This is a genomic window from Burkholderia gladioli, from assembly GCF_000959725.1.
GTDB classification, from domain to species: Bacteria; Pseudomonadota; Gammaproteobacteria; order Burkholderiales; family Burkholderiaceae; genus Burkholderia; species Burkholderia gladioli.
The window spans coordinates 4,130,877-4,145,331 of record NZ_CP009323.1 but is presented as its reverse complement, the minus strand read 5'-3'; the positions used below and the strand labels follow the sequence as shown (position 1 = coordinate 4,145,331).

The 14,455-nt window shown below is 64.4% G+C and carries 7 protein-coding genes and 1 pseudogene; 2 read left to right on the top strand and 6 right to left on the bottom strand.

What is annotated here, in order from left to right:
• Nucleotides 1-102: 102 nt before the first annotated feature.
• Both BM43_RS35140 and BM43_RS35135 read right to left on the bottom strand, forming a co-directional pair.
• Nucleotides 103-1,710, bottom strand: coding sequence for an NAD(P)H-hydrate dehydratase (locus BM43_RS35140; protein WP_088555462.1), 1,608 nt, complete (start codon nucleotides 1,708-1,710; stop codon nucleotides 103-105).
• Between the two features lie 50 nt (nucleotides 1,711-1,760).
• Complete coding sequence (locus BM43_RS35135) at nucleotides 1,761-3,065, bottom strand: FAD-dependent oxidoreductase (protein WP_036051220.1); 1,305 nt, start codon at nucleotides 3,063-3,065, stop codon at nucleotides 1,761-1,763.
• Between the two features lie 298 nt (nucleotides 3,066-3,363).
• On the opposite strand from BM43_RS35135, the gene purL reads away from it, so the two are divergent.
• Nucleotides 3,364-7,434, top strand: coding sequence for a phosphoribosylformylglycinamidine synthase (purL, locus tag BM43_RS35130; RefSeq protein ID WP_036041122.1), 4,071 nt, complete (start codon nucleotides 3,364-3,366; stop codon nucleotides 7,432-7,434).
• A 356-nt stretch (nucleotides 7,435-7,790) separates the two neighbouring features.
• Nucleotides 7,791-9,650 (top strand): dihydroxy-acid dehydratase, encoded by a 1,860-nt coding sequence (gene ilvD, locus BM43_RS35125; protein WP_036051223.1) that lies wholly within the window; start codon nucleotides 7,791-7,793, stop codon nucleotides 9,648-9,650.
• 525 nt (nucleotides 9,651-10,175) lie between these two features.
• On the opposite strand, the gene BM43_RS41065 is transcribed toward ilvD, so the two are convergent.
• The 4 genes and pseudogenes from BM43_RS41065 to BM43_RS35105 all read right to left on the bottom strand — a co-directional run bounded on the left by BM43_RS41065 (nucleotide 10,176) and on the right by BM43_RS35105 (nucleotide 14,439).
• Nucleotides 10,176-12,404 carry a hypothetical protein gene (locus tag BM43_RS41065; protein ID WP_144417724.1) on the bottom strand — a complete coding sequence of 743 codons (2,229 nt, stop codon included), beginning with the start codon at nucleotides 12,402-12,404 and terminating at the stop codon, nucleotides 10,176-10,178.
• Between the two features lie 311 nt (nucleotides 12,405-12,715).
• The gene (locus BM43_RS35115; protein ID WP_230676271.1) at nucleotides 12,716-12,979 is read right to left on the bottom strand and encodes a hypothetical protein; all 264 of its coding nucleotides are present in this window, start codon (nucleotides 12,977-12,979) and stop codon (nucleotides 12,716-12,718) included.
• 20 nt (nucleotides 12,980-12,999) lie between these two features.
• Nucleotides 13,000-13,480, bottom strand: a pseudogene (locus tag BM43_RS35110) (DUF2778 domain-containing protein).
• Nucleotides 13,481-13,659: 179 nt separating this feature from the next.
• Nucleotides 13,660-14,439, bottom strand: a complete 780-nt coding sequence (locus tag BM43_RS35105) for a peptidylprolyl isomerase (protein ID WP_036051232.1) — start codon at nucleotides 14,437-14,439, stop codon at nucleotides 13,660-13,662.
• Nucleotides 14,440-14,455 lie beyond the last annotated feature (16 nt).

Here is a 14,455-nt window from a genome sequence, read left to right as displayed (position 1 = left end):
GCTTGCCGGCGGACTACCGGGGACTGCGAAAGCCGCGCGCGCTGCGCTCGGCATCGATCGTGAGCGGATCGAGCGCGCGCGGGGCCATCCAGTATAACGGCCTCACCGCGGCGACGGTGCGAGGCGAGAGTAAAAGTGACGGTTCAGCAGCCGGCGCACGGCCGGCGCCAGTTCACCGGCGGCCAGGCCCACCGGGCCGGCGCCGAGCGTGCTCAGGCAGTCGGCCGCCAGGCCATGCAGGTAGACGCCCGCCAGCGCGGCTTCCCAGGCCGGCAGGCGCTGCGCCGCGAAGGCCGCGATCAGGCCGCCGAGCACGTCGCCGGTGCCGCCGGTGGCGAGCGCGGCATTGCCGGTCGGGTTGACGGCCACGCGCCCGGCCGGCTCGGCAATCACCGTGCCCGAACCCTTGAGCACCGCGATCGCGTGGAAGCGCGCGGCCAGCTCGCGCGCGGCGGCGAGACGCTCGCCCTGGACCTCGGCGGTGCGCGTGCCGAGCAGCCGCGCCGCTTCGAGCGGATGCGGGGTCAGGATCGACACGGCGTGACGCACACCACGCTTGACCAGGGCCGAGTTCAAGTCGGCATGCGCGGCGACCAGGTTCAGCGCATCGGCATCGATGACCAAGGGCAGGTCGAGCGCGAGGACTTCGCGCAGCGTCTCGATCGCGCGCTCGCGCGTGCCCAGCCCGCAGCCGATGCCGATCGCGCTGAGCCCTTCGGGGTTCAGCGAGCGCGCCGGATGCAGCATCAGTTCGGGGAAGGGCGGGTCGTAGGGCGGGGCATCGTCGCCGAGGAAACCGACATGCACCTTGCCCGCGCCGGCATGCAGCGCGGCGCGCGCGGCCAGGATCGGCGCGCCGCACATGCCGGTGTCGCCGCCGACGATCGCCACGCTGCCGAAGCTGCCCTTGTGCGAGGCGGCGCCGCGCGCGGGCCAGCAAGGCGCGAACAGGGCCGGCGCGTTGAGCGTGGCGGACGGCCGGGCCGGCGCCGCGTCGAGCGTGTCGACCGCGATCTCGCCGGCATGGTCGCGGCCGTCGCCGAAATACAGGCCGGGTTTGGCCGCGATGAAGCTCAGTGTGTGCGTGGCCGTGACGGCGGGGCCGTCGCCGACGCGCGCGCCGCTGTCGGCATCGATGCCGCTCGGCACGTCGAGCGCGAGCACGTGCCCCAGGGCACGCGAGCGCGCCGACAACAGCTCGGCGAGCGCCGCGAAGGGGCCCGCCACGGGCCGCGCCAGGCCGATCCCGAACAGGCCGTCGACGCACCAGCCATAGGTGTCGAGCGAGGCGGGCGGCTCGGGCGAGATCGGCACGCCGGCCTCGCGCGCGAGCGCCAGCGCCCAGCGCGCATCCTCGGGTTTCGGCTCGACCGGCAAACAGACCTCGACCTGCACGCCGAGCCGCAGCAGCTCGACGGCCGTGACCAGCGCGTCGCCGCCGTTGTTGCCGGGGCCCGCCGCAAGCCAGACCGGGCGCGCCTCGCGTTCGCCGCGCTCGGCCAGCCAGCGCGCGGCGGCGCCGCCGGCACGCGCCATCAGCGTATGCGGCGGCAGCGCGGCGGCGGCCTCGGCTTCGGCCGTGCGCAGGTCGGCGACGCTGGACAGCGCCAGGGGCAAGTGGGCGAGCGGGGCGTCGAACGGATCGGCGGGCCGGGCGTTCGGCGAGGGCGGGGCGGCGGACAGCGAGGCGGACGGGGCGAGCGGCGTCATGTCGAAAGGGCCGCCGGGGCGGCCGGTCGAGACGCCGCGCGAGGGCGGCGTCAGGTGGCGAAGCGGTCCACGTGGAGCGCGGCGAGCGTGTCGGCCGGCACGTGATGCGGCGTGCCGCCGAGATAATCGCTCACCACTTTAGCAGAGCCGCACGCGAGGCCCCAGCCGGCCGGGCCATGGCCGAGATTGACGAACACGCGCGGGTGGCGCGTCGGCCCGACCACCGGCAGCCCGTCCGGCGACAACAGCCGCGTGGCCTGCCAGGGCAGCGCGGCCGAGATCTTCGCGGCGCCCGGGATCCAGTCGTGGGTGGCCTGGCCGAGCAGGGCCAGCGCCTCGTCGTTGAGCGCCTCGGGCAGCGGCCTGGCGATGTCCTTCTCGCTTTGCAGGACCGGCGCGCCGCTGATCCGCACGCGCTGGTGCATGCGCGTCATGGTGATGCGCTTGATCGAATCGACCACGCTCAGATGCGGCGCGTGTTCCTCGTAGGCGACCGGCGCGCTCAGCGCGTTGACGCGCACCGGGTGCAGCGGCAGCGTGATGCCGAGCCGGGCCAGCAGCGGCACGCTGCCGGTGCCGGCGGCGATCACCACCGCGTCGGCCGAGATCACGTCGACTTCCTTGCCGCGCGCGCCGAGCCGGTCGCCCGGCTCCGGCGCCAGCTCCACCGCGGCGCGGTTGGCCTCGACGCGGATCGCCGTGACGGCGCGGCCGAAGCAGAACTGCACGCCGTGCTCGTCGAGCGTCTGCTTGACCAGCTTGGAGAAGAGGGGACAGTTCGCAGTGCGCTCGAATTCGAGCAGCACGCCGCCCGCAAAGGGCGGGTCGGCCGGCACCGAATGCTCGAGCGCCGCGCATTGTTCGGCGTCGAGGATCTGGTGCGGAACCTCGTAGGCGCGCAGCAACTCCAGCGCGGGCTGGGCGGCGGCCCATTCCTGCGGCTCGCGGATCACGTGCAGCACGCCGGGGCGCTGCTCGAACTCGAGGCCGAAGCGGCGCTCGATATCGGCGATCGATTCGCGCGACAGGTCGACTAGCGGCTTGAGCTTCGCGTAATGCGCGGCGAACGCCTCGGGCGCGCGCAGTTTCGCCAGCTCGCGCGTGAAGCGGCGCAGCGGGCCGTTCAGGCCCGGTTTGTAGACTACGCCGCTCCTGAGCGCGCGGCGGTGGTGCATGAAGGTCGGACCGAACCAGACGTCGAGCGGGGTGGGCAGCACCAGGCCGCCATGGCCGTAGGTGGCGCCCTGGGCGACGGTGGCGTGGCGCTCGACCATGCAGACGCGGTGGCCGGCGGCGCGCAACTGGTAGGCGGTGGCGACGCCGCCGATCCCGCCGCCGATGACGATGACATCCATGTTGTGATTCGAAAACGGGCCGCGTCGCGACCCGGGTCTGGTCTTCCGTGCGGGCCGTGTGGAACCCGGTGAACCGCGAATGATAGCGCCAAACCGGGCGCTCGCGGCGGCGCCCGGCCGCCGTCGCGGGCGCGCCGGCCTCGGACGCGGCAGCCCCCCGTGGCCGGATCCGGCGTGGCGCGCTGGCCGCGGAAAGCCTTGCGGACGGCTTCGGCGGCATGACTTCCGGGTATAATTGCGGTCTTCCTTTCGCCCCAATGTCGCCGACTCGCGCGACTCATCGATGTCCGTCCAGCCCATGGCTCACTTCTCGTGTTTTCCCGGCGCCGCCGCCCTTTCCGATTTCCGCCAGACTCGCCTGCTCGACACGCTCAAGCAGATCGATGGCGATATCGTCGCAATCCGCGGCCAGTACCTGCACTTCGTCAACGCGTCCGAGCCGCTGTCGGCCGATGAGTCGGCCCGCATCGACGCGCTGATGCACTACGGCGCGCCGTTCGAGCCGGCCGCCGAGAAGGGCGCGACCGACACCTTCATCGTGCTGCCGCGCATCGGCACGGTGTCGCCGTGGGCCAGCAAGGCGACCGACATCGCCCTGCATTGCGGCCTCGCCTCGGTGCGCCGCATCGAGCGCGGCGTCGAGTTCACGGTCACGCTGAAGGCCGGCCTGCTCGGCATGGGCGGCAAGAAGGCGCTCTCGCCCGAGGTGCGCGCCGCGGTGGCCGCCGCGCTGCACGACCGCATGACGGAAAGCGTGGTGGCCGCGCGCGAGGACGCGCACCACCTGTTCGACGAGCTGCCGGCCAAGCCGCTGGGCCGCGTCGACGTGCTGGGCCAGGGCCGCGCCGCGCTGGAGACGGCCAACCTCGAGCTGGGCCTCGCGCTGGCCGAGGACGAGATCGTCTACCTGGTCGACGCCTTCACGAAGCTGGAGCGCAACCCGACCGACGTCGAGCTGATGATGTTCGCGCAGGCCAACAGCGAGCACTGCCGCCACAAGATCTTCAACGCCGACTGGACCATCGACGGCGCGAAGCAGGACATGTCGCTGTTCGCGATGATCCGCAACACCGAGAAGATGAGCCCGCAGGGCACCATCGTCGCCTACTCGGACAATTCCTCGATCATGCGCGGCGCGCAGGCCGAGCGCTGGTTCCCGCGCGGCGCCGGCGCCGACGGCACGCCCGCCGAGCAATACGGCCGCCACAGCGAGCTGACGCACACGCTGATGAAGGTCGAGACGCACAACCACCCGACCGCGATCTCGCCGTTCGCCGGCGCCGCGACGGGCGCGGGCGGCGAGATTCGCGACGAAGGCGCGACCGGCCGCGGTGCCCGCCCGAAGGCCGGCCTGACCGGCTTCACGGTCTCGAACCTGGACCTTCCCGGCGCGCGCGAAGCCTGGGAAAACGCACGCGACGCCGCCCAGCCGGTGGCCGAGCGCAACCCGGCCGATGCCCACGCGCCCTATGGCCGCCCGGACCGCATCGCCTCGCCGCTGCAGATCATGATCGACGGCCCGCTCGGCGGCGCCGCCTTCAACAACGAATTCGGCCGTCCCAACCTGGGCGGCTACTTCCGTGTCTACGAGCAGAACGTCGGCGGCACCGTGCGCGGCTATCACAAGCCGATCATGATCGCCGGCGGCATCGGCAACGTCTCCGACGCGCACACCCACAAGCACGACCTGCCGGCCGGCACCCTGCTGATCCAGATCGGCGGCCCCGGCATGCGCATCGGCATGGGCGGCGGCGCGGCCAGCTCGATGGCCACCGGCGCCAACACGGCCGAGCTCGACTTCGATTCCGTGCAGCGCGGCAACCCGGAAATCGAGCGGCGCGCCCAGGAAGTGATCAACGGCTGCTGGCAGCTCGGCGAGGCCAACCCGATCCTGTCGATCCACGACGTGGGCGCGGGCGGCCTGTCGAACGCCTTCCCCGAGCTGGTGGACGGCGCCGACAAGGGCGCGCGCTTCGAGCTGCGCAAGATCCAGCTCGAGGAAAGCGGGCTGTCGCCGCGCGAGATCTGGTCGAACGAATCGCAGGAGCGTTACGTGCTGGCGATCGCGCCGGCCGACCTGGCGCGCTTCGAGGCGATCTGCACGCGCGAGCGCTGCCCGTTCGCCGTGATCGGCGTGGCCACCGAGGCGCGCGAGCTGAAGCTGGTCGACGATCTCGCAGAAGGCCAGGACGGCTTCCCGGTCGACATGCCGATGGACGTGCTGCTCGGCAAGCCGCCCAAGATGCATCGCGACGTCACGCGCGTGGCGGTCGAGCGTATCCCGGTCGACGTGACCGGCGTGTCGCTGGCCGATGCGGCCGTGAGCGTGCTGAAGCACCCGACTGTCGCCAGCAAGTCCTTCCTGATCACGATCGGCGACCGCTCGGTCGGCGGCACCTCGGTGCGCGACCAGATGGTCGGCCCCTGGCAGGTGCCGGTGGCCGACTGCGCCGTCACCGCGCTCGACTACGCCGGTTTCGCCGGCGAGGCGATGACCATGGCCGAGCGCACCCCGCTGGCCGTGATCGACGCGCCCGCCTCGGGCCGCATGGCGGTGGGCGAGGCGATCACCAACATCGCCGCCGCGCCGATCGCCTCGCTCGACAAGCTCAAGCTGTCGGCCAACTGGATGGCTTCGTGCGGCACCGCCGGCGAAGACGCCGCGCTCTACGACACGGTCAAGGCGATCGGCATGGAGCTGTGCCCGGCGCTGGGTATCGGCATCCCGGTCGGCAAGGATTCGCTGTCGATGAAGACCAAGTGGAACGACGGCGGCGTGGCCAAGGAAGTGGTCTCGCCGGTGTCGCTGATCATCTCCGCGTTCGCGCCGGTCGAGGACGTGCGCCGCCACCTCACGCCGCAGCTGCGCCGCGTGGCTGACGTCGGCGACAGCGTGCTGATCTCGATCGACCTGGGCCGCGGCAAGAACCGCATGGGCGGCAGCATCCTCGCCCAGGTCACGCAGCAGGTGGGCGACTCGGTGCCCGACGTCGATGACGCGGAAGATCTCAAGCGCTTCTTCACGGCGATCCAGGCGCTGAACGCGCAGGGCAAGCTGCTGGCCTACCACGATCGCTCGGACGGCGGCCTGTGGGCGACCGTCTGCGAAATGGCCTTCGCGGGCCACGCCGGCGTGTCGATCAACGTCGACATGCTGACGCTGGACCCGAACCACGAATCCGATTACGGCGACGCCAAGGACTGGGCCAAGCAGACCAGCGGCCGCCGCGAGGACCGCACGATCCGCGCGCTGTTCAGCGAGGAGCTCGGCGCGGTGGTGCAGGTGCGCGCCGCGGATCGCGACGCCGTGCTGGCCGCACTGCGCGAACATGGCCTGTCGACCTGCTCGCACGTGATCGGCACGGTCAACGAGCGCGACAGCATCGAGGTGTTCCGCGACGCGAAGAAGATCTACGACGCGCCGCGCTCTGAACTGCAGCGCGCCTGGACCGACGTGAGCTGGCGCATCGCGCGCCTGCGCGACAACCCCGCCTGCGCCGATGCCGAATACGACGCGCTGCTCGACGCGGCCGATCCGGGCATGCAGCCGGTGCTGACGTTCGACGCCGCCGAGGACGTGGCCGCGCCGTTCATCGCTACCGGCGCCCGTCCGCGCGTCGCGATCCTGCGCGAGCAGGGCGTGAACTCGCACCTCGAAACGGCCTATGCCTTCGATCGCGCCGGCTTCGACGCGCACGACGTGCACATGAGCGACCTGCTGGCCGGCCGCGCCAACCTGGCCGATTTCGCCGGCGCGGTGGCCTGCGGCGGCTTCTCTTACGGCGACGTGCTCGGCGCCGGCGAGGGCTGGGCCAAGACGATCCGCTTCAACGACGGCCTGGCCGAGATGTTCTCGACCTTCTTCGCACGCCCCGACACCTTCGCGCTCGGCATCTGCAACGGCTGCCAGATGCTGTCGAGCCTGGCGTCGATGATCCCCGGCGCGGAAGCCTGGCCGAAGTTCACGCGCAACAAGTCCGAGCAGTTCGAGGCGCGTTTCTCGTTTGTCGAGGTGCAGTCCTCGCCGTCGATCTTCTTCGCCGGCATGGAAGGCTCGCGCATCCCGGTGGCGGTGGCGCACGGCGAAGGTTTCGCCGATTTCTCGCAGCAGGGCGATGCCGACCGCGTGGCCGTGGCGATGCGCTTCGTCGACCATCGCGGCCAGGCCACCGAGCGTTATCCGTTCAACCCGAATGGCTCGCCGCAGGGCATTACCTCGGTCACCACGGCCGATGGCCGCTTCACCGTGCTGATGCCGCACATGGAGCGCGTGCATCGCACCGTGCAGATGAGCTGGGCGCCCGAAGGCTGGGGCGAGGCCAGCCCCTGGATGCGCGTGTTCCGCAACGCGCGTCGCTGGCTCGGTTGAGATCGATGAGGTTCGAGGTTTGATACGCGGCGCGGCTCGGGGCAACTGCCTCGCGCCGCGCCGCGTTGTTTGATTGCCGTTGTCGAGTTCGTTTTCAGGCTTGATTCATCGGGCTTGATTCGGCGCGCCGACGATCGCGTCGAGATGGCTCCGGCCGGCGCCGCGCCGCCGGGCCTCGAGCCGCCGGGCCGTGCGCGCAACCCTGCGCGCGGTACGGCATAATCGTCAGGTTTGCATCGGCGGGCGCTCAAGAGGCGCCTGTTGTGGTGCGCGCAGGCGTGTCTCGACGAGCCCAAAGGCGTTTGTCGACGAGGCCGCCGCTTTCCCCGGTCACTTTCTGTTTCGCTACCACAACAATGCCCGCATACCGTTCCAAAACTTCCACGGCCGGCCGCAACATGGCAGGCGCGCGTTCGCTCTGGCGCGCCACCGGCATGAAGGATGAAGATTTCTCCAAGCCGATCATCGCGGTCGTCAACTCGTTCACGCAGTTCGTGCCCGGCCACGTCCACCTGAAGGACCTCGGCCAACTGGTCGCGCGCGAGATCGAGGCGGCCGGCGGCGTCGCCAAGGAATTCAACACCATCGCCGTCGACGACGGCATCGCGATGGGCCACGACGGCATGCTCTATTCGCTGCCGAGCCGCGACATCATTGCCGACTCGGTCGAGTACATGGTGAACGCGCACTGCGCCGACGCGATGGTCTGCATCTCGAACTGCGACAAGATCACCCCCGGGATGCTGATGGCCGCGATGCGCCTGAACATCCCCGTGATCTTCGTGTCGGGTGGCCCGATGGAAGCCGGCAAGGCCAAGCTGGCCGTGCCGGGCACCAACACCATCCAGATCAAGAAGCTGGACCTGATCGACGCGATGGTGATGGCCGCCGACAGCAAGGTCAGCGATGCCGAGGTGGCGGAAGTCGAGCGTTCGGCCTGCCCGACCTGCGGCTCCTGCTCGGGCATGTTCACGGCGAACTCGATGAACTGCCTGACCGAGGCGCTGGGCCTGTCGCTGCCGGGCAACGGCACGGTGGTGGCCACCCACGCGGACCGCGAGCAACTGTTCAAGCGCGCGGGCAGCCGTATCGTCGAACTGGCGCGCCAGTATTACGAGCAGGAAGACGTGACGGTGCTGCCGCGCTCGGTCGGCTTCAAGGCGTTCGAGAATGCCATGACGCTCGATATCGCGATGGGCGGTTCGACCAACACGATTCTTCACCTGCTGGCGATCGCGCAGGAAGCCGAGATCGATTTCTCGATGCGCGATATCGACCGGCTCTCGCGCGTGGTGCCGCAGCTGTGCAAGGTGGCGCCGAACACGAACAAGTATCACATCGAGGATGTGCATCGCGCCGGCGGGATCATGGCGATCCTGGGCGAGCTCGAGCGGGCTGGCAAGCTGCACACGGATGTGCCGACCGTGCATGCGAAGACGCTCGGCGATGCGTTGAAGCAGTGGGATATCACGCTGACCGATGATGCGGCCGTGAAGAAGTTCTACATGGCGGGCCCGGGCGGGATTCCGACGCAGGTGGCGTTCAGCCAGGATGCGCGTTGGCCGAGCCTGGATCTGGATCGGGCCGAGGGATGTATTCGCTCGTATGAGCATGCGTTCAGCAAGGAAGGCGGGCTGGCGGTGCTGACGGGCAATATCGCCAAGGACGGCTGCGTGGTGAAGACGGCCGGTGTTGATGACTCGATTCTCGTGTTCGAAGGTCCGGCGCATGTGGTCGAATCGCAGGACGAGGCGGTCGAGAATATCCTGGCCGACAAGGTCAAGGCCGGCGATGTGGTGATCGTTCGCTACGAAGGGCCGAAAGGCGGGCCGGGGATGCAGGAAATGCTCTACCCGACCAGCTATATCAAGTCGAAGGGCCTGGGCAAGGCCTGCGCGCTGCTGACCGATGGGCGGTTCTCGGGCGGCACGTCCGGGCTGTCGATCGGGCATTGCTCGCCGGAAGCGGCGGCGGGTGGGGCGATCGGCCTGGTGCGCGATGGCGATCGGATTCGGATCGATATCCCGAATCGGACCATCGATGTGCTGGTGAGCGATGAGGAACTGGCCAAGCGTCGCGTCGAGCAGGATGCGAAGGGCTGGAAGCCGGCGCTGCCGCGGCCGCGCAGGGTGTCGGCGGCGTTGAAGGCTTATGCGAAGCTGGTGATGTCGGCGGATAAGGGCGCGGTGAGGGATTTGTCGTTGTTGGATGATTGAGGTTGGTTGGCGGATGGGTTGCCCGGTTTTGGGATCGGGGGATCTGTTCGGTAGGTTGTGGAAAAATGCCGCCCGAGGGGCGGCATTTTTTCTGTGGCGGCGGGGGCGGGACGGGCGGTTGTCCTGAATATCATTAGCCGTCGTCTGTCGTCTCATTCGGTTTGCTGCGACGCAAAAATATTCGGTGATAGTCTGGATTCGGCCATGAAGCGTCGTTCGCCAGTTGCTCGCTCGGGCGTTCAGGGGGCGGCTCCGCCTAGCAAACAGACGTTCGAATCGCCTTATCCGCGCGCCTTTCATGATGGCTATCAGTCGCGTGATCGGCGTGCTATTCCCGTAAAGCCGACGTCTGCACGCAACCAATCGAAGCAAGGAAGGCCGGAAAACGGACAATCAACTGAGTACGCGATCGGTACGAGTTGAAGAAAATCCAATAGGGAAGGCATAAGCCTTCCCGTTCGACATCAGGTTACGAGCTTTAACGCCCTTCAACTGCCTCTCATCACAGTTGACGCGAGCAACAAGCTAGCCCTCTATGCGGCTAACAGCGGCCCACAGTTCGTCTTTTGACAAGGTCATTTGGTTCATAATCGCACGGGCCCGAGGAGTCAAACTGCGGTTCGGCAAGAATGTTTCCTCACTTGATCCCTTGAAGCGGGTGCAAAATTTGTAGTGGATAAGAGCGGAAATGACCTTTTCACAAATCTTCTTGCTTGTCGAATCACCGAAACCCTTATACATGCTGCTTTCCTTCCTCCCGGCTCCCGGCTGCAAGAATAATTTGCGCAAACTCGTGAGTAAGAACGTCTGAGCGACAGAGAGCCCCGCCTGACGAATAGCCGCAAGAGTGCTAACGGACTGATACTGACCGACCGCCGGATTGGAAATCCAAGGCGGCAAATTATCCTCATCTGCCACCCCATCCAAAACGTCGATGACGCAACTCATTAAGTTTATGCCTTGCGGATCTGCGTCAGTTATGTCAAGGCTTCCAACGTAGCAGTCGTTGAGGTTGAAGTTAATTAACTTTGACGATGATAGCGATATTGCATGAAAGCGTCCTTTCTCGATGATCAGACCGCCAAAATCAATCAAATGGCCATCGCAAAGAAATAATGACGACAGCAAGTCCGACAGCAAAACTCTATTTCCCGCGCTATGGTGTCGCTTTATGTAAGCAACAACCGCAGGAATTTGCTTGATGCTTTCGATCCGAGTTGCCACGTAAAACGCACCAAACGATTCAATCGGATGCTTCCATTCAACATTCAAAACTTTGCTGTCACTACCTCCGTATAGCGTCAGCAGGTCCTCTGCCTTCAATCCGTCCAAAATATATGTATCAACGAATTGGCGGTCTAGGCTTTCCGCGCCAATTCGACTCAAGCCCGGAAGGCGCTGGAGAATGATTGCGGACTCATCCGTCGGCGGCCTACCCGTAGTTTTCTCGAACGCCTCATTGATATCTCTGATTGCAATTGGTCCTAGTGCCGTCTTTGTCGCAATGTGGGAGTACAGGCTTCTGATTATTATTGGGTCGAGAATCGGGTTGATTTTCGCTTCCCGCTCGCAAAACGTCGTTAGAAGGATGTCCCAAAAATCTATTTGCCCCGTGCTAGTCGAAAAGAGCGAATCGATGATCGACGGCTCCATGTCTCTGATAATGGTCCCAATAAGTGGCTTTTTCGGAACCCAGGCTGGTAAGTCCGTGATCGTCCTGCCGACCATTTCCGAGAACTGCGAGCCCGTGAGCTCCTGATTACATCTTAAAAATAGAACATCTTTCTGCCCTAGGCCCAAACATTCAAGCAATTCCGCATCGTTGTTGAAATAATGTTCGCGACCCGTTATGAGAACCCCTCCCTTTGCGCGCTGAATAATGTCCTTCACACCAACGAGGGATTGCTTGCGGATTTCGACCAATTTTGTTGGATCGTCGCTCCAAGTTTGCGCGCCGATTTCGTCAAATCCGTCGAGTAGGAATATTGACGCTGGTGAAAAAGCGGTCTTTAAGGAGTCTTGCACCAGATCGATCAATCCTAGATCGGTGAAGTGGCGGGTAATGAACTCGGTCGCCCGCTTCAACCCCCAGTTTTCTTTTAAATTAATAGCAATTGGAAAATGATAGCGCGATTTTGACGGATCGTCGCTCAAATACTCAAAAATTTCCTTTACACATCGACTCTTTCCTGATCCGTAATCACCAATCAGGACGACCACTTTTCCTTGCACGATCTCTTCAGCAATCTTGGCGACACTGTAGGGATCACCTGACTCCGAGAAGTAATTAACCGCAACATAGGATTTAAGGTCGGGTTCTCCGGAATACAAATCAACGGCAGACCCAAACGCCTGCTTTCTTCGGACGTTTTTATAATTTTCATGACCGAGCAAGAAATTAAAATATTGTTCGACCGAAAATACTAAGACGTTAGCGGCCTTGCCAGCCTCTATTAACGAGGGAGTCGGATTTCCGATGGTGACGAAATGACATTTCGGGAAAATATTCTGACTAAAAAAGTGTGGTCGGACTGTATTGAATTTATTGATATCTTTGCGAAGCTTGTCGATATCATCTTCCTTGCTGACCTCGACGATGACGGCGCTACCATCATCCAGATGTATAACGCAATCACATTTGACTCCCGCTATATCTTCCGCGCGCGCAGGGGCGGAGAATTTGATTTCGGCAATTACCCGAACCATCCTTTCGAGATCCTGCCATTTCAATTTTTTCTGAGAAGCCTTTGCCATTTTTATTCGCGCTTTTCCTGTGGGCCAAAGTGGTTAAGTACGATGCGATATGTTGCAGCGCAACCATGCTACTCCACACTTATCACTTCGGCAATTCTGGCGGGCGAACCGAGGCACCTTTAAGCGTCTAATACCGGCGCTTGCGATGCGCGCAACGGTCAAATAACTGCTCTCGTCAGCAGCGCTGCTATACGGTCGTGATCGACCACAAACCCTTTCCCTTACTCGCTGACCGTTGAGTATTGGAAGCGGTCCTTGGGGGAGTCGGGCTGAACGGCGAAAGTGGGTCGAAAGCGGTCGAAACATATCTGTCAGAATTTCCCGCTCCGACGCGATCGACCCCGGACGATAAGCTTCGCTACCCAAACAACCCCCCCAACAACGACAATCGAGGCGATCAAAACCGCCATCATCCCGAGCGCCGGCAAATCGTCCTCATTGGCGAACTCTTCATGCCCTGTGATGCGCAGCAAAACCCGCAATGCATCTTCGAGCGGAGCGGGCATCTCCGCCGACAGCCCGACGACGATATGCGCAAGAACCCACCCACCGACGAGCGTCACGACGAGGTTCAACGCAAACAATCCGATCCTCTTCATTTCACCTGAACCGTGCCATAGGCCTTGAGCATCGATCCAGACACCGGCAAATCGGCCCCTTTCTTCCTCAGAAATTCCGCGAATCGATCGAACGTAACCGGGTTCATGATCGTGATGCAGCCTTCGCTAGAACGGCGCGGCCCCATCGGGTGAATCCGAAAACGCCCGCGCCTTACTTTCCCGACAAAGGTCGTGTCGCCGGTGTTCGCATTCCACAACATTAACCACTTGTTGTGATCGGTGGTACCCCAACCCTGCTTGCCCCAAGCGTCGTAAAACCAGCCGAAATGGCCGCCCGATTGCCGATCGACGATGTAGTACGTCCCTTTCGGAATCGGCCCGACTCCCTTCAAGCCTGTTGCCTCGGGATTGTCACGCGCGTCCCTTTCCGGAAAAGGCCGGAATCGTCCCGAATCCCGGACAATTCAAGGTCGAAACGCGTTTCTTGTTCAAATCGAATGTGCAGCGGATCGGCATGACTGCTCCCTTTGCAAGGGTTTCAAATCCGCGCAGTGTATCGACCAAGCCGATCGCTCCGACCCGCCATTTTCCCCAGGTGCGACAACAACAGCCCAATAAAAAATGCCGTCCCAAGGGACGGCATTTTTTCACCAGGCCAGCTTCTCAAAAGCCAGCCCAAGCACATCAAACGAACCTTACTGAATCTTCGCCTGCGCGCGCAGCTTCTCTTCAAACGCCTGCAGCTTCTGCTGCACCATCTGCTGCGCCAGTTGCGCCTTCACCTGCTCGAACGGCGGCGGGGCGATCGGGCGAACATCATCCACGCGGATGATATGCCACCCAAACTGCGTCTTCACCGGCTCGTCCGTCATCTGCCCCTTCTGCAGGTGCGTGGCCGCATTCGCGAATTCCGGCACGAACGACTTCGGATCCGCCCAATCCAGATCGCCGCCGTTCTTGGCCGAGCCCGGGTCCTTCGAGAATTGCTTGGCCAGGTCCTCGAACTTGGCGCCGGCCTTGATCTTCGCGATCAGATCCTTGGCCTGCTGCTCGTTGTCGACCAGGATGTGATGCAGGTGATACTCGCTACCCGTCGCGCCCTTGGCCAGTTCGTCGTACTTGGCCTTGACCTCGGCGTCGCTCGGCTGGTTCTTCTTCACGAAGTCCTCGATCAGCGCACGCAGCACCACGGTCTGCTGGGCGATCGCCACTTGCTGCTTCACGTCGGGACGGTTCGGCAGGCCTTCCTTGAGCGCTTCCTGCATCAGGATTTCGCGGTTAACCAACTCCTGGCCGACCATCTTGCGCAGTTGCTCGGAATCCTGCTGACCTTGCTGGACGAGCTGAGCGACCATCGCGTCGACGCGCGACTTCGGGATCGGCGTGCCGTTCACCACGGCGACGTTCTGGGCGAAGGCCGGCGCGGCGACGAATGCGGCAGCCGCGACCCACAGGCGGGGGGATTTCAGGATCATCGGGAAGAATTCCTAG

Excerpts from the sequence above, each read along its gene's own strand:
- BM43_RS35140 (WP_088555462.1), bottom strand. The coding sequence starts at position 1,710 with ATGACGCCGCTCGCCCCGTCCGCCTCGCTGTCCGCCGCCCCGCCCTCG.
- BM43_RS35135 (WP_036051220.1), bottom strand. The coding sequence starts at position 3,065 with ATGGATGTCATCGTCATCGGCGGCGGGATCGGCGGCGTCGCCACCGCC.
- purL (WP_036041122.1), top strand. The coding sequence starts at position 3,364 with ATGGCTCACTTCTCGTGTTTTCCCGGCGCCGCCGCCCTTTCCGATTTC.
- ilvD (WP_036051223.1), top strand. The coding sequence starts at position 7,791 with ATGCCCGCATACCGTTCCAAAACTTCCACGGCCGGCCGCAACATGGCA.
- BM43_RS41065 (WP_144417724.1), bottom strand. The coding sequence starts at position 12,404 with ATGGCAAAGGCTTCTCAGAAAAAATTGAAATGGCAGGATCTCGAAAGG.
- BM43_RS35105 (WP_036051232.1), bottom strand. The coding sequence starts at position 14,439 with ATGATCCTGAAATCCCCCCGCCTGTGGGTCGCGGCTGCCGCATTCGTC.